This window comes from Dietzia cinnamea NBRC 102147 (assembly GCF_001571065.1).
In the GTDB taxonomy this organism is placed as follows: domain Bacteria; phylum Actinomycetota; class Actinomycetes; order Mycobacteriales; family Mycobacteriaceae; genus Dietzia; species Dietzia cinnamea.
Map to the genome: position 1 here is coordinate 1 of NZ_BCSW01000032.1, position 15395 is coordinate 15395.

The 15395-nt window shown below is 71.5% G+C and carries 13 protein-coding genes; 6 read left to right on the top strand and 7 right to left on the bottom strand.

Going from position 1 to position 15395, the window contains the following annotated elements; all coding sequences use genetic code 11:
* Together DCI01S_RS11430 and DCI01S_RS11435 are read left to right on the top strand one after the other, a co-directional pair.
* The coding region (locus DCI01S_RS11430; protein WP_218001318.1) for a hypothetical protein at positions 1–336 on the top strand (336 nt) is incomplete at its 5' end.
* Positions 326–1225 (top strand): SDR family oxidoreductase, encoded by a 900-nt coding sequence (locus DCI01S_RS11435; protein ID WP_061229340.1) that lies wholly within the window; start codon positions 326–328, stop codon positions 1223–1225. The genes DCI01S_RS11430 and DCI01S_RS11435, both read left to right, overlap by 11 nt.
* 348 nt (positions 1226–1573) lie before the next feature.
* On the opposite strand, the gene DCI01S_RS11440 is transcribed toward DCI01S_RS11435, so the two are convergent.
* The 4 genes from DCI01S_RS11440 to DCI01S_RS11455 form a co-directional block, all read right to left on the bottom strand.
* Positions 1574–2686 carry an NDMA-dependent alcohol dehydrogenase gene (locus tag DCI01S_RS11440; protein ID WP_061229341.1) on the bottom strand — a complete coding sequence of 371 codons (1113 nt, stop codon included), beginning with the start codon at positions 2684–2686 and terminating at the stop codon, positions 1574–1576.
* A gap of 146 nt (positions 2687–2832) precedes the next feature.
* Positions 2833–4374: an aldehyde dehydrogenase family protein gene (locus DCI01S_RS11445; RefSeq protein WP_061229342.1), complete on the bottom strand. Its 1542-nt coding sequence runs from the start codon at positions 4372–4374 to the stop codon at positions 2833–2835.
* 137 nt (positions 4375–4511) lie between these two features.
* A complete protein-coding gene (locus DCI01S_RS11450) occupies positions 4512–6158 on the bottom strand; it encodes a helix-turn-helix domain-containing protein (RefSeq protein ID WP_244881708.1) in 1647 nt (548 codons plus the stop codon).
* Positions 6159–6256: 98 nt separating this feature from the next.
* Positions 6257–7195, bottom strand: coding sequence for a helix-turn-helix domain-containing protein (locus tag DCI01S_RS11455; RefSeq protein WP_061229343.1), 939 nt, complete (start codon positions 7193–7195; stop codon positions 6257–6259).
* 164 nt (positions 7196–7359) lie between these two features.
* Here DCI01S_RS11455 and cysD point away from each other — a divergent pair, with 164 nt between their 5' ends.
* Genes cysD through DCI01S_RS11470 form a run of 3 tightly spaced genes read left to right on the top strand, consistent with a single transcriptional unit; the run spans position 7360 to position 11118 of the window.
* Positions 7360–8277, top strand: coding sequence for a sulfate adenylyltransferase subunit CysD (gene cysD / locus DCI01S_RS11460; protein ID WP_061229344.1), 918 nt, complete (start codon positions 7360–7362; stop codon positions 8275–8277).
* Positions 8277–10187: a sulfate adenylyltransferase subunit CysN gene (gene cysN / locus DCI01S_RS11465; RefSeq protein ID WP_082767766.1), complete on the top strand. Its 1911-nt coding sequence runs from the start codon at positions 8277–8279 to the stop codon at positions 10185–10187. The genes cysD and cysN overlap by 1 nt, the downstream gene beginning before the upstream one ends.
* 4 nt (positions 10188–10191) lie before the next feature.
* A complete protein-coding gene (locus DCI01S_RS11470; protein ID WP_061229345.1) occupies positions 10192–11118 on the top strand; it encodes a sulfite exporter TauE/SafE family protein in 927 nt (308 codons plus the stop codon).
* A gap of 113 nt (positions 11119–11231) precedes the next feature.
* On the opposite strand, the gene DCI01S_RS11475 is transcribed toward DCI01S_RS11470, so the two are convergent.
* Together DCI01S_RS11475 and DCI01S_RS11480 are read right to left on the bottom strand one after the other, a co-directional pair.
* The gene (locus DCI01S_RS11475) at positions 11232–11714 is read right to left on the bottom strand and encodes an RrF2 family transcriptional regulator (RefSeq protein ID WP_061229346.1); all 483 of its coding nucleotides are present in this window, start codon (positions 11712–11714) and stop codon (positions 11232–11234) included.
* Between the two features lie 138 nt (positions 11715–11852).
* Complete coding sequence (locus DCI01S_RS11480) at positions 11853–12788, bottom strand: sulfite exporter TauE/SafE family protein (RefSeq protein WP_061229347.1); 936 nt, start codon at positions 12786–12788, stop codon at positions 11853–11855.
* Positions 12789–13236: 448 nt separating this feature from the next.
* Here DCI01S_RS11480 and DCI01S_RS11485 point away from each other — a divergent pair, with 448 nt between their 5' ends.
* Positions 13237–14058, top strand: coding sequence for a 3'(2'),5'-bisphosphate nucleotidase CysQ (locus tag DCI01S_RS11485; RefSeq protein WP_061229348.1), 822 nt, complete (start codon positions 13237–13239; stop codon positions 14056–14058).
* Positions 14059–14140: 82 nt separating this feature from the next.
* Here the strand turns inward: DCI01S_RS11485 and DCI01S_RS11490 are convergent, their stop codons facing one another.
* On the bottom strand, positions 14141–15265 hold the full coding sequence (locus tag DCI01S_RS11490; RefSeq protein ID WP_244881709.1) for an NAD-dependent epimerase/dehydratase family protein: 1125 nt from the start codon (positions 15263–15265) through the stop codon (positions 14141–14143).
* Between the last annotated feature and the right edge of the window lie 130 nt (positions 15266–15395).

Consider the following 15395-nt stretch of genomic DNA (forward strand, 5'->3'; position numbering starts at 1 on the left):
CCCGTTTACATCGTGAGCCCTCTTGTTGGTCGGGAGACGGGCCCTGCGGTTCTGGTGCTCACGAATGTGTTCTTCGTGGGCGCAATTGTGATGTTCTTCGTGTCCTGGATTCTCAAGCAGGAGATCATGAAGGTGTACATCTCGCGAAAGCCGGGCATCAAGTCGCGGGCGCCGGGCGGGATAGCGCGCTTTCTCATGCGGACCTCGATAATCGAAGAGGAGTTGGCGTGGCTGGACAGGGCGCACGCGCGGAGAAGTGTCGGTTCAGCTTCCGCCGGGGTGGGCGAGCGTACGGTCGAGATTCCGACTTCCGAGGAGGCCTCCCGTGACCACTGACCCGAACGCCCAGCCGCTCATCGACCCCACCACCAAGTACGAGGTCGACATCCCGATGCAGTCCCAGCCGGTGCCGGGGCTCGCCTCCGAGCTGGAGCCGCCCGCCGATCACGGTGAGACGTCCTACGTCGGACACGGCAGGCTCACGGGTCGCCGCGCGCTCATCACCGGTGGCGACTCGGGCATCGGGCGCGCGGTGGCGATCGCGTACGCACGTGAAGGGGCCGACGTGGCGATCGGATACCTGCCCTCCGAGCAGTCCGATGCGGACGAGGTCGCCCGGTTGGTCCGGGAGGCCGGCCGCACCTGCGTCCTGCTGCCGGGCGACGTCGGCGACGAAGAGGTGGCGCGGGCGATCGTCCGCGACGCCGTTGCCGGGCTCGGAGGGATCGATGTGCTGGTGCTCAACGCCGCCCGGCAGACCTACGTCGAGAACCTCGAGGACCTGAGCTCCGAGCAGTGGGCGGAGACCATGAACGTCAATATCTCGGCGCCGTTCTGGATGATGCAGGAGGCGCTCGGTCACCTGCAGCCGGGCGCGAGCGTCATCTTCACCTCGTCGGTGCAGGCCTACACGCCGTCGCCGGGCCTCGTGGACTACGCGACCTCGCGGGCCGCGGTCAACACGATGTCCAAGGCGCTGGCGCAGCAGCTCGCGCCGCGGGGGATCCGCGTGAACGCCGTCGCGCCGGGCCCGTTCTGGACCGCGCTGCAGGTGACGGGCGGGCAGAAGCCGGAGAAGCTGCCGTACTTCGGGCAGAAGAACCCGCTCGGTCGGCCGGGGCAGCCGGTCGAGATGGCCGGGGCGTACGTGTACCTGGCCTCGGAGGAGTCGTCGTACACGACCGGCAACACGCTCTCGGTGACCGGCGGCGCGCCCACGCCCTGACACCGGAGCAGTTCGGACAGCGCAGCCCGGCCACAGCCGCTCGCCGGGATGGCGTCTGGCGCGCCACGATGCGCGGGGACCACAGTCGCCCACCTACAGCCGCTCGCCGGGATGGCGTCTCGCGCGCACCGAAGGGTGGGCGAGACGCCATGGTGAGGAGCGGCTGCGGGCTGGGCGGGCAGCGGCGGGAGCGAGACGCCATCGGCGGGAGCGACTGCCGGCTGACGCACCGACGCGCGCCGCCCAGGGGGTGAGGCGACGCGCGTCGGGGGAGGAGCCGATCACCGAGAAGGCGGGGGCGCCGTCCCGCGGGGTCGACCGGCTCCGGTCTGTGGGGGCTGTGGGAGATCAGGAGTCGTGGATGATCACGCCGCGCATGATCTTCCCGTCCTGCAGATCCTGGTAACCCTGGTTTACCTGGTCGAGCGTGTACGTGGTGGTGATGAGCTCGTCGAGCTTCAGCTTGCCCTCGTCGTACAGCCGCAGCAGCTTGACGATGTCGTACTGGGGGTTGGCGGAACCGAAGAGCGTGCCCTTGATGGTCTTGCCGAACAGGGCCATCATCGTGCCGTTGACCTGCACCGTCTTGTCGGTCATGCTCCCCATGCCGGTGATCACCACGGTGCCGCCCTTGCCGACCACGTCGAAGGCGCTGGAGACGACCTCCTCCTCGAGCGTGCCCACGAGGATCAGCGCCTGATCGGCCATCTGGCCCCAGGTGAGCTTCTCGACCTCGGCGTGCGCCTCGGCCGCACTGGCGAACGCGTGGGTCGCGCCGAACTTCAGCGCCTCATCGCGCTTGAACTGCACCGGATCCACCACCACGACGTGGCGGGCGCCCGAGTGGACGGCGCCCTGGACGGCGTTGATGCCCAGGCCGCCGATGCCGTAGATCACCACGGTGTCGCCCTGACGGACGCCGCCGGCGTAGACAGAAGTGCCCCACCCGGAGGGCACGCCGCAGCCCACGAGCACGGCCTTGTCCAGCGGCAGCCAGTCGTCGACCTTGACCACCGAGTGCTGCGAGATGACCGAGCGTTCGGAGAAGGTGCCGAGCATGCACATGGCGCCGAAGTCCTGGCCTCCCGAGTGGAAGCGGAACGTGCCGTCCGGCATGTGGCCGTCGAGGATCGTGGCGCCCATGTCGCACAGGCTCTGTCGGCCGGTCGAACAGTAGCGGCAGATTCCGCAGTTGGGGATGAACGAGCACACCACGTGGTCGCCGGGCTTGACCTTGGTGACGCCCTCGCCGACGGCCTCGATCACCCCGGCGCCCTCGTGCCCGCCCACGATCGGGAAGCGGGGCGGCAGGGAGCCGTCGGACAGGTGCAGGTCCGAGTGGCACAGGCCGGCGGCCGTGTACTTGATGAGCACCTCGCCGGGGCCGGGTTCGTCCAGGTCGAGCTCGATGATCTCGAACGGCTGGTTGGTGTCGAACAGTACGGCTGCCTTGGTCTTCACGGCGGTGGTCCTTTCGGCTGGCGGGTGTGGGAAGAGAGGAAGGAGGAAGGGAAGAAGGGGGAGCAGGGGGACTCCGGCGTCCCCGGAAGTGGTCACGGGGACGCCGGGTCCCGGTCCGGGAGGCCGACGGCGTCGGGCCGGTCGGGTCAGAGCTGGATGTTGACCGAGCGGGTCTGCGTGTACAGGTCCAGGGCGCCGGCGCCGAGCTCACGGCCCCAGCCGGACTGCTTGAACCCGCCGAACGGCATGGCGGTGTCGAAGCCGTTGTACTGGTTGACCCACACGGATCCGGCCTGGAGTCGGCTGGCGACGTGGTGCGCCTTGGACAGGTCCTTGGTCCAGATGCCGGCGGCGAGGCCGTACATCGAGTCGTTGGCCTGGCGGACCGCGTCGTCGACGTCGGAGAACCGCAGGGCCGAGACGACGGGGCCGAAGATCTCCTCGCGCACCACGCGGTCCTCGGGCTTGACGTCGACGAACACCGTGGGCTGGATGAAGAAGCCGGTGTCGCCGTGGCGGGCACCGCCGGTGAGGGCGCGACCGCCGTCCTCGATGCCGGCGCGCAGGTAGTAGGAGACCTTGTCGAACTGGTCCTGGTCCACGACGGGCCCGAGCACCGTGTCGGGGTCGAGCCCATGGCCGATGGTGGCCTGCGAGGCGGCGTCGGCGACGGCCTGGGTGAACTCCTCGTAGATCGAGTCCTCGACGTACAGGCGGGTACCGGCGGTGCACGCCTGGCCGTGGTTGAACATCCACGCGGCGACCGAGCCGGCGACCGCGGCGTCCCAGTCGCAGTCGGCGAACACGATGTTGGCGCTCTTGCCGCCCAGCTCCAGCGACACCTTCTTGAGGTTGCCCTTGGCGGCGTCCACGATGAGCTTGCCCACCTCGGTGGAGCCGGTGAAGGCGACCTTGTCCACGTCGTCGTGGGCGGAGATCGCGGCGCCGGCGTCGCCGAACCCGGTGATGATGTTGACCACGCCGTCGGGCACGCCGGCCTCTTGGCAGATCTCCCCGAGCAGGAGGGCCGTGAGCGGGGTCTGCTCGGCGGGCTTGAGGACGAGGGTGTTGCCGGTGGCCAGGGCGGGGCCGAGCTTCCACGCGGCCATGAGCAGCGGGAAGTTCCACGGGATGATCTGCCCGCACACGCCCACGGGCACGCGCTGGGTGTAGGCGTGGAACTGCTTGTCGCCGGCGAACGGCATGGACACGTTGACCGTGGAGCCCTCGATTTTGGTGGCCCAGCCGGCGTAGTAGCGGAAGACGTCGGCGGCCCACGCCACATCGACCGCGGTGGCGATCGCGACGGACTTGCCGTTGTCCAGCGCCTCGATCTGCCCGAACAACTCGGCCTTGGCGTCCAGCAGGTCGCCGATGCGCCACAGGATCTGCTCGCGCTCGCGCGGCTTCATGGTGGCCCAGGCGCCGTCGTCGAACGTGCGGCGGGCGGCGGCCACCGCGCGGTCCACATCCTCGGGCCCGCCGTGGGCGACCTGGGTTATCTCATTGCCGGTGGCGGGGTCGTAGGTGCCAAAGGTGCGACCGTCGGCGGCGTCGACCCACTGGCCACCGATGAGCAGGCGATGCGGGCGGGCCAGGAAGTCGCGGGCCTCGGCGCCCAGGCGCTCGTCGACGTGTGCGCTGGTGCCGGTGCCGGTGCTTGTGTCGCGGGAGAGTGTGCCGGTCATGTTTACCTCCGAAGATCCGACCGCCTCGGTTGTGAGGCCGATCACAACTCATCCTGCGGGTGCGTCCCCCCTCCGGAGTGTTCAATTTCTGGACACGCGAGTGGACACGGTGGATGACGGCGGGCGCCGTGTGCGCGTCAGGACAGCCCGAACTCCCGCATCCGGGCGTACAGCGTGGTCCGGCTGATCCCCAACCGGCGGGCGGCCCGCGAGCGCACCCCGCCGCACTCGCTGAGCGCGGCGACGATCGCGTCGTACTCCCCCCGGGCCAGCTCCCCGGGCCGCGGCGGGCGCGCCGAGCGTGACCGCGACGGCAGCGCGTCCACGTCGAGGGTCACGGCGCACTTCTGCTCGAGCCGGGTCAGGCAGTCGCCGAGGACCGCGCGCAGGGTCACCAGGCCGTTGGGCAGGTCGAGCACGCAGGCCGCCTCCACGAACCGCGCCGTCACCGTGGGTGGCCGCATACCGCGCCGCGCGGCCAGGTCGGCGACCATGCGGCGGACGATCTCCTCGCCCTCGGTGCCGCGCTCGTGGAGGGGGCGGACCTCTGTCCGCCGGTCGCACAGGTCGAGTATCGCCGTCACCGCGGGGCGCGGGTCGTCGCGACTGGTGACGACGACGAGGTGCTCTCCAGCCGATTCCATGCGCGCGGCCAACCGGCGCAGATCGGCGTCGTCCAACAGGTCGATGTCGTCCAGGATCACCGGCCCGGAAAGTTCACGGAGTGCGGGCGCGACCATCTCCCGCCATGCCGTCGCGGCGTCGTCCGCCTCGGCGAGCCGGAGATGGCGGGCCCCGGGGCCGGCGATCGCCCTCGCCGTCGTCGACCTCCCCGATCCCGACGGCCCCCGGACGGCGTGCCTCCGCACCACCGTCGCGGGGGCGGCGACGACGATCCGGGGCGCGAGCGTGGGCGCGGGCGCGGGCGTGGGCGCACCGGGCGACTCGGGGAACGTGAGGTCCAGCAGGTGCCCGCGGCGCCCCACGCGGCTGGTGGCCACCCCCACGGTGCCCACCGACAGCTCGACGACCTCACCCATCTCGTCGCGCTCGACCAGTCGGCGGAGGGTGACGAGGTCTCTGGAATCCAGTCGCTCCAGGCTCGAGTGCGAGGCCAGCACCACCTCGTCGCCGAACGCGCACGTCGCGGTGTCGGAGGAGCGGGTGCGCTCGACGAAGCGGCGCCACAGCTCGCGGTCGTCCGCGCGGGCGGTGTCGACGTAGCGGGCCTCGATGTCGGCCACGACCTTGCGGACGAAGGGCGCGAACAGGCGTGATGCGTCCGCGCTCATGCCCGTCAGGTTGACCGCGCCCACCAGGCGTCGGGTGAGCGGGTCGATGATCGGGTGGCCGTAGCAGACGAAGTCGCGCAGGACCTCGGCGAAGTGCTGCTCACCGTGGATGAACACCCCGGCCCGCGTCTCCAGCGCCGTGCCGATGCCGTTGTTGCCCACGGCCTCCTCCGTGAGCGTGGCGCCGTCGTCGACGCCCCGCCGGAGCAGCATGCGGGAGATCCGCGCGTTGTCGCGGGCCGTCCTGATGACCCGGCCCTCGCGATCGGCCAGCACGAGGCTGGCGCCGGTGTCCCGCAGGACGGTGTCGAGCCCGTCCATCACCGGGCGCGCGGCCTCGGTCAGGCGGTGGGAGCGGGCGGCCTGCGGGTCGGGCGCCCCCGGCCGGGCGCTCTGCGGGGTCAGGCCGCTGAGCTCGGACCGACGCCACGCCAGGTCCAGCGGGTCCGCATCGGGCGAGGGGGACGGGTGGGCGGTCCGGGGCACGATCACCTCCGATAGGGCAGGGAATGTGATCTACATCATACGGCCCCGCTGGCGAACGTGCCGCCACGGCAGACCGGGGCCCCGCGCCCGGGTGGGGGGAGCCGTCAAGCGCGGCTCGCCGCGTGGGCCGGGTGGACGAGGTGGGAGGGGAGAGCGGCCGTCCGCGCCGCGGGCGGACGCGAGGCGAGGCGGGCGGAGACGTCGGCCGCGCACTCCGTCACGGCCTCGACAGCCCGGGAGACCGCACGGCCCGTCATCCGGCGACCCGGGGCGACGGCCACGGACCCGACCGCCCGCCCGTCGGCCCGCAGCACCGGTGCCGCCACCGAGGCCACGGCCAGGTCCGCGGCGCCGCTGAGTTCGGCGTCGGTCACGTCGATCTCCGAGAGTTCGACGAACAGCTCGGACACGCGGTCGCGGACCAGGGCGCCGATGCCGGAGGTCTCCAACGAGTCGGCCATCCGCAGCAGCTCACGGCGGGCCGGGGTGAGCCGCTCGATGGACCAGCCACGTCGCGCGATCTGCGGGAGCGCCACCTCGAGCCGGTCGCGCGCAGCGGTGGTCAGCCCCGCCGCGTCGGCTAGCCACTGACGTTGCTCGCCCAGTGGTAGTCGGGCCGCCAGCTCGCGGGCGAACGGGGCGCGCACCGGCACCACGTGGCCGACGGGCAGCGCCTCCCGGGAAGCGGTGCGCATGCCGGCGCCGACCGAGTCGACGACCTCGGCCATCCCGTCGCGGACCTCGAACACCACCGCCGCGATCCCGGTGGCGTCCGCCAGGGCCTCGAGCGGCTGGCGCGCGGCCCGGACCAGGTCGACCTCCGTGGCCAGCGCCGCGCCCACCTCGCGCAGTGCCGGCCCGGCCCGCCACCCGGCCCGCGTCTTCTCCGCCCACCCCTGGGCGTCCATCTCCGCCAGGACCGCGTGGAGGGTCGAGCGACTCGCCCCGGCCATCCTGGCGATCTCCGTCAACGGCAGGGGCGGGCCGTCGGTGGCGAGCGCGCGGAGCGCCGCGAGCACCCGGTGGGTCGGTTCGTGTCGCATATCCGTCATCATATGTCGGAGTTTCGACGGGGCGGGGGTGATTGCCCTCGGCGAGATGGAAAACCGGGCGGGGCGGGCGCAGGATGGTCCGGACGCCCGAAGGTAGACAGATCGGTCTGCCGTGCTGTCCGGTCCGCCGGCCAGCCCACGACACTGGAGGTCGCATGACGACGAGGTCGGCGGTGACGCTCTCGCATCTCGACGCGCTCGAGGCGGAGTCCGTCCACATCTTCCGCGAGGTAGCCGCACAGTTCGAACGCCCGGGGATGCTGTTCTCCGGCGGCAAGGACTCGGTGGTGATGTTCCACCTCGCCCGCAAGGCCTTCTGGCCCGCGCCGATGCCGTTCCCGCTCATGCACGTCGACACCGGCCACAACTTCGACGAGGTCATCGACTACCGCGACCGCGTGGTCGAGGAGACCGGTGTCCAGCTGCTCGTCTCCCACGTCCAGGACGACATCGACGCCGGCCGCGTGGTCGAGGACACGGGGGTCGGCGCGAGCCGCAACCGCCTCCAGACCACCGCCCTGCTGCGCGGGATCCAGGAGAACCGATTCGACGCCGTCTTCGGTGGCGCCCGCCGCGACGAGGAGAAGGCCCGCGCCAAGGAGCGCGTCTTCTCCTTTCGCGACGCGTTCGGCGCCTGGGACCCGCGCGCCCAGCGGCCCGAGCTGTGGAAGCTGTACAACGGCAAGCACCGCAAGGGCGAGCACATCCGCGTGTTCCCGCTGTCCAACTGGACCGAGCTGGACATCTGGCAGTACATCGAGCGCGAGGACATCGACCTGCCGCCGATCTACTACGCCCACGAGCGCGAGGTCATCGAGCGCGACGGCATGCTCCTCGCCAAGACCCGCTTCCTGGAGACGCTGCCGCACGAGGAGGCGCGCACTGAGCTCGTGCGTTTCCGCACCGTCGGCGACGCCACCTGCACGGGCTGCGTCGAGTCCGACGCCGCCGACAACGCCGCCGTCGTCGCCGAGGTCGCGGGCACCCGCGTCACCGAACGCGGCGCCACCCGCGCCGATGACCGGATCTCCGAGGCCGGCATGGAAGACCGCAAGAAGGAGGGCTACTTCTGATGAGCACCCCCACCACGGACACCGCGCCGGCCGCCGCCGAGAGCGCCGCCGAGCAGCTGCAGACCATGGCCGAGCACGCGCAGCTGCTGCGCATCGCCACCGCCGGCTCCGTCGACGACGGCAAGTCGACGCTCATCGGCCGGCTGCTGTTCGACTCCAAGGGCATCTTCGAGGACCAGCTCGCCTCCATCGAGGCCACCTCGGCCAAGCGCGGCGACGAGTACACCGACCTCGCGCTGCTCACCGACGGGCTGCGGTCCGAGCGCGAGCAGGGCATCACGATCGACGTCGCCTACCGCTACTTCTCTACCCCGCGGCGCAAGTTCATCATCGCGGACACCCCGGGCCACGTGCAGTACACGCGCAACATGGTCACCGGTGCCTCGACGGCCGACGTGGCGATCATCCTCGTCGACGCCCGCAAGGGTGTGCTCGAGCAGACCCGCCGCCACGCGTTCCTGTCCGCACTCCTGGGCATTCCGCGCCTGGTCGTGGCCGTGAACAAGATGGACCTGGTGGACTACGACGAGGCCACCTTCGAGGCCATCCGCACCGAGTTCACCGACTTCGCCGCCAAGCTCGAGGTCCACGACGTCACCTTCGTGCCGCTCTCGGCGCTCAGGGGCGACAATGTGGTGGACCGCTCGGACGCCATGCCCTGGTACACGGGCCCGGCGTTGCTCGACCATCTCGAGAACGTGCACATCGCCTCGGACCGGAACCTCACCGACGTCCGGTTCCCCGTGCAGTACGTGATCCGCCCCCAGCGCGCCGACGGCTTGGATCACCGGTCCTTCGCCGGAACCGTCGCGGGTGGGATCATCAAGGTCGACGACGACGTGGTGGTCATGCCGTCCGGGCGGCAGTCCACGGTCAAGGCGATCTGGGGCCCGGGCGGGGCGGAGCTGGACGAGGCCGCGGCCCCCGCAGCGGTGACGATCGCGCTGAACGACGAGATCGACATCGTCCGCGGCGAGATGATCGCCCGGCCCGGTAACCGGCCGCACCAGGGCACCGAGCTCGAGGCCATGGTCTGCTGGTTCGCCGACGACACTACCCTCGAGACCAACAAGCGCTACATCGTCAAGCACACGACGCGCGAGACCAAGGCGATCGTGACGGGGATGGAGTACCGGCTCGACGTCAACACGCTGCACCGCGACCCCGACTCCACCGAGCTCCAGCTCAACGAGATCGGGCGCATCGGCCTGCGCACGCAGACGCCGCTGATGTACGACCCCTACCGTCGCAACCGCGACACGGGCGCGTTCATCCTCGTGGACGAGATCACCGGGAACACGGTGGGTGCTGGCATGATCATCGGGCCCGCCACCACCGGTTCCAACGTCGTCTGGCACGCCGGGGCCGTCCAGCGCGGCGACCGCGGGCAGGGCCGCACCCTGTGGCTGACGGGCCTGTCGGGTTCGGGCAAGTCGACCATCGCCTCCGAGGTCGAGCGTCTGCTCATCGAGTCCGGTCATCCGGCGTACATCCTCGACGGCGACAACCTGCGCCACGGCCTCAACGTCGACCTCGGGTTCTCGGCCGAGGACCGGGCGGAGAACATCCGCCGCACCGCCGAGGTGGCGGCGCTGTTCGCCGATGCCGGCGTCGTCGTCATCTGTTCCCTCATCTCGCCCATGCGCGCCGACCGGGACGCGGCGCGCCAGGTCCACGCCAAGGCCGGCCTGCCGTTCACCGAGGTGTTCGTGGACACCCCGCTGGCCGAGTGCGAGGCCCGCGACCCCAAGGGCCTCTACGCCAAGGCGCGCGCGGGCGAAATCGCCGAGTTCACCGGCGTCTCCGCGCCGTACGAGCCGCCGCTGACCCCGGACCTGCACATCCGTCCCGAGGACGGCACCGCAGAAGAGGTCGCGCAGCGGATCCTCAGCTCCATCCTGGGAATCTGAGCCGGTGCCCGAGGCCCTGTGGACCTACGACTCGCTCGGCCTGCTGGTCGTCAGCGCCGTCATCGGCGTGGTGATCGGCCTGACGGGGATGGGCGGCGGCGCACTCATGACGCCGGCGCTCATCCTCGTGGGCATCCCACCGACGGCGGCCGTCGCCAACGACCTGGTTGTCAACGCGGTCAACAAGGTCGTGGGCGCGGGCGTGCACTGGAGGCACGGTAAACCCAATCTCAAGATCGCCCTCTGGCTGATCATCGGCTCGGTGCCGACGGCGTACCTCGGCGCGTGGCTCGTGCACGCGATCGGTGCCGAGGACGTGCAGGGGATGCTCAAGAAGGCCATCGGCGCGACCCTCATCGTGGCGTCGACGGCGTACTTCCTGCGGGCGTTCTTCGAGATGTCCGGGCGCATCCGCACCGGTGACGATCCCGACCCGCCGGTCAAGCCGGTGCTCACGCTGCTCGTCGGTGTGATCGGCGGACTGATGGTGGGCATCACCTCGGTGGGCTCGGGCACCGTCATCATGATGTGCATCATGCTGCTCTACCCGACGCTCGCCGCGCTGCGGCTGGTGGGTACCGACCTCGTGCAGGCGGTCCCGCTGGTCATCGCGGCCGCGATCGGGCACGTCATGGTGACCGGCGTCGACTGGAACCTGCTCGTGCCGCTGCTCATCGGCGGGGCGATCGGCACGTTCTTCGGCTCCAGGTTCGCCGGGCGCGTGCCGGGTGGGCTCATCCGCCGCGGCATCACGATCGTGCTCGCCGTGACGGCCTCGGCCATGCTCGGCGCCTCGCCGTTGTTGATCGGAATCATCACGCTGGTGCTGGTCGTGGGCGGCCCGTTGGTCTGGAAGGCGCTCGTACGCCGGTTCTCGGTGCACCTCGACCGGCCGGCGGTGCAGCGGCCCGGGGCGTCGACTCACGCCTGAGCCGGGCCGCTCACGCAGCCGCTCCTGGCCATGGCGTCTCGCGCGCACCGCGGGGTGGGCGAGACGCCATGGCCAGGAGCGGCTGCGTTGTGGGCGTGCAGGGGCTGGCGCGACTAGCGGGGTTCCCAGGCGTCGGTGTCGAGGGTCAGCTCGTGAACCTCTCCCGGCAGGTGCCCGGCGGCCAGGTCGGCGATCGTCACCGCGTCCATCACCCGGCGCAGCGCCGCCCGCGACGCGATCCACACGTGCTGCAGGACCGCCGCGCGCTCGTTGTAGACCACCGCCTCGGGCCGGACGTCGTAAACGCTGACCAGTGGCCCGTCGACGGCCCGCATCACGTCGGCGACCGTGATCTCGCCGGCGTCCCGGCCGAGGAACCACCCACCGGTCTTGCCGCGACGGCTGGCGACCAGGCCCGCGCGACGCAGGTCCGAGAGGATCGCCTGGAGGAAGCCGTGCGGGATGTCCTGTAGCCGCCCCAGTTCCTCCGCGCTGACCGGGCTGTCCCTCGGGTCGCGGGCGGGGTCGTCGCTGCGGGCCGCCGCGAGTTCGACGAGCGCACGCAACGCGTAGTCGGACTTGGCGGTGACCCTCATGGGACACAGTCTCCCAGAGCCGCTGCCATCGCGAGTGGGGGAGTGGCCAGGTCCAGCGCCTTGAGTCTGGGCGGACGTCCAGTTGGACAAGTAGCCAAGACTGTACGCCAGCGGACAGTCGTTCCCCGCGCTCACATTTCAACTGTGGACCGTGGCCGGTCCCGCGCTCGCGGACGGGGCGGGCCGTCCGGAGGTGCTGAGCTCGTCGTCGTCGCCCCGGCTTCTCCTCTCGGCGAGAACGGCCCACGCGATCAGTCCGAACCAGACGGCGACCAGGGCGAGGAGGATCGGGTTGGTGGCCGCGGACGGCACCTCGGCCCAGAGCAGCAGGGTGCGCGCGTTGGTCACCACGATGAGGCCGCCGGCTGCGGTGCCGAGCACGCGCGCGGGCAGGTGCTTGACCAGCCACGCGGCAAACGGCGCGACGATCACGCCGCCGACGAGTAGCGCCAGCGCGTAACCCCAGTCGATCCCGGCGGCGCCCAGGCCGAGGAGAAAGCCGAGCGAGCCGCCCACGGCCACCACGAACTCCGAGGTGTCGATCGAGCCCACGGCCTTGCGGGGTTCGACCCGGCCCGACGACAGTAGCGAGGTCGTCCCGACCGGGCCCCACCCGCCGCCACCGAGCGAGTCGAGCGTCCCGCCGACGAGACCGAGGGGGACGAGGAAGCCCGTGCGAACGCGACCCTTGAACTCGGGGCGTCGGCCGCCGAGCGCGAGGAAGCGGTACAGGACGTAGAGGCCCAGCGCGAGAAGGATGACGCCCACGACCGGCTTGGCCACGTCGGCCGGGAGGCTGCTGAGGATGGTGGCGCCGGCGAACGCGCCGATCGCGCCCGGGACCGCGAGGATGCGCACGATCCGCCAGTCCACGTTGCCGAGTTTGTGGTGGGAGAGGCCCGACGCGAGGGTGGTGCCGATCTCGGCGAAGTGCACGGACGCCGACGCGGCCGCCGGTGCGATACCGGCCGCGACCAGCAGCGTCGTGGAGGTGACGCCGTAGGCCATGCCAAGGGAGCCGTCGATGAGTTGGGCGATGGCGCCGACCACGCCGAGCACGATGAGAGTCCTCATGGGCACCCCTTTGAGGTAGTGGGCTGATTAAGTCGAGTAAGACAGTAGACATAAAGGCGCGGCCTTGTCTAGACCGATCTGTCTACCCCTCCGGCGCGGCCGTCTCCGGCGTCTCGCGCGATAGCGCGACACCATTTTCCGCTATAAGAGATTTGTGACAATATAGGTGGACCGCGCCGGCAAAGGGGACCGGCGCCATGCTCGAGGAGCCCCATGAACGAGGTCGGAGAGCGCGCGTGCTTTGTCGAGGAGACCGCGGACGGGGCCGTGTGGGGTTGCCAGCGCTGCGGGGCCCGGAGCGGCACGTTGCCGTCACGGGGAGCGGCGCGGGTGGCGGCCGATGCGCATCGTTGTCCGGATCAGCCCGCCCGCGTCGCGCGCGAGTACGGACACGGTCGGCGCAGGGGACTCCGGTCGCGCTGGCGGTGATCCTCCTAGGCTGGAGGCCATGACCTCCGCCACGCGCACCCCGGACCAGCAGCTCGCCGTCGACCTCGCCACGGACGCCGGCCGGCTGCTGGTGGAACTGCGGTCCTCCGGGCCCACCGGGCGTACGCTCGGCGACATCGGCGACCGCCGGGCCAACGAGCTCCTGCTCGAGCGGCTCGCCGACGCACGTCCGGAGGACGCCGTCCTGTCCGAGGAGTCCAAGGACGATCTATCCCGCGTGGACGCCGACCGCGTGTGGATCATCGACCCCGTCGACGGCACCCGCGAGTACGGGCTCGGCGACCGCCCCGACTGGGCCGTGCACGTGGCGCTGTGGGAGCGCGACGGCGACCCTGCGACATCACGACTCACCGCAGCCGCGGTCGGGTTACCGGCGCTCGGGGTGGTGTGTGGGGTCGACGACGACGAGATCTACGCCGCGCCCGTGGGCAACGGCGGGGTCCACGGGGGAGGCCTTCTTCCCCCTCGTACGGGCTCCCGGCCGAGGATCGTCCTCTCGGCCTCCCGTCCGCCCCGGTTCGCCGATGCGGTCGCCGAGGCGGTGGGCGGGGATCTCGTGCCGCTGGGGTCGGCCGGCGCCAAGACGGCGGCCGTCGTCCGCGGCGAGGCGGACGCCTACATCCACGCCGGCGGGCAGTACCAGTGGGACTCCGCGGCGCCGGCCGGCGTGGCGTTGGCCCGTGGGTTCGTCGCCGTGCGGATCGACGGCTCCCCGCTCGAGTACAACGTCGCGGAAACCTACCTGCCGGACCTCGTCGTGTGCCGCGCCGACCTCGCCGACGCGATCCTCGGCGCGATCGCCGACGCCGACCGGGCCTGATCTACCGGCCCCGTCGCGCGTCGGCTCGAGGGGGCCTGGCCCGGACCGGCCAGAGGGCGCCCAGGCTCGCCGAGCGCGCTGGTTACGGCAGTCGCCGGACGTCGACCGCGCCGCCCCGGCGCAGTCCCGCCAGCGCGTCAAGCAGTGTCCGCTTGCGCAGCGGTGGTGACGTTCCGGCCCGGCCCGCGACGATCGCGTCGATCACCTCGCGCAGCGCCTCGTCCGCCGCGACCGTGGGGCGCCAGCCGAGCTCCGCGCGGGCGCGGGTGGTGTGCATGAGCGGGGCGCCGAACGCCAGATCGACCCAGCCGATGCTGACCGGCTGGAGGCGCAGCAGCCAGCTGATGTGGACGAGCTGACGCAGCACGCGGTAGGGCAGGTGCACCGGCCGCGCGCCGAGTTCGCGGGCGAGCATGTCGCGGGTGATGGGCGGTTCGGCGGCGATGTTGAACGCGCCCTGCGCGCCGGACGTCGCGGCGGCCGCCAGTGCCGAGGCCATGTCGTCGCCGTGGAGGAGCGGGACCGTGAGCCGGCGGTCCACCGGCAGGATCGGTAGGGCCCGGAGCAATCGCGCTGGCGTGAGCGCCGGGGTGAAGTAGCGGAACAGACCCGAGGCGGCCTCGGCGTGGACGATGAATGCCGGCCGCATCCGGGCGATCGTCGGCGCGCCGGGATGCTTGCTCTCGTGCCGGTCGAGGAGCTGCTCCGCGGCCGTCTTGTGCCGGTTGTAGGCGGCGGTGGGCACCCCGCCGAGTTCGGCGTCCTCGCTGACCCGCCGCTCGACCGAGACTCCGGGTCCGCCGTCGGAGACAGGGGCGTAGGCGCCCACCGAGGACTGGTGCACCAGGTGCGGCACGCCCGCCAGTCGGCACGCCTCCACGACCGCGGCGGTCCCGCCGACGCCCAGCCGGTGATGGTGGTCCACGTCGCGGGTGGGCTGGAAGCCCCAGGCGAGGTGGATGACCGCGTCGGCGCCGCGGAAGATCTCCACCAGATCGTGAGCGCCCGCGTACGAGAGGTCGACGCGATGCCAGGAGGCACCGCTGTACGGAGCGGTGGCGGGTGGGATGCGGCGACACAGGCCCACCACGTCGTGGCCGTCGGCCAGCAGCCTGCGTAGTAGCGGGGTGCCCACGTTGCCGCTCGCGCCGGTGACGACGATCCGCATCCGGCGGGCCGGGGAATCTGGCTCCGGGTTCTGCGTCATCGCCCCATGGTCGGATACGCGAGTGGGCTTCGCATCCGCACCGCGTCGGCACCCGGTCGCGGGACGACGACGGCCCGGCCCGCGGGTGCGGCGCCGGGCCGTCTACTCGGCTTTCCGGCAGGCGCTCATC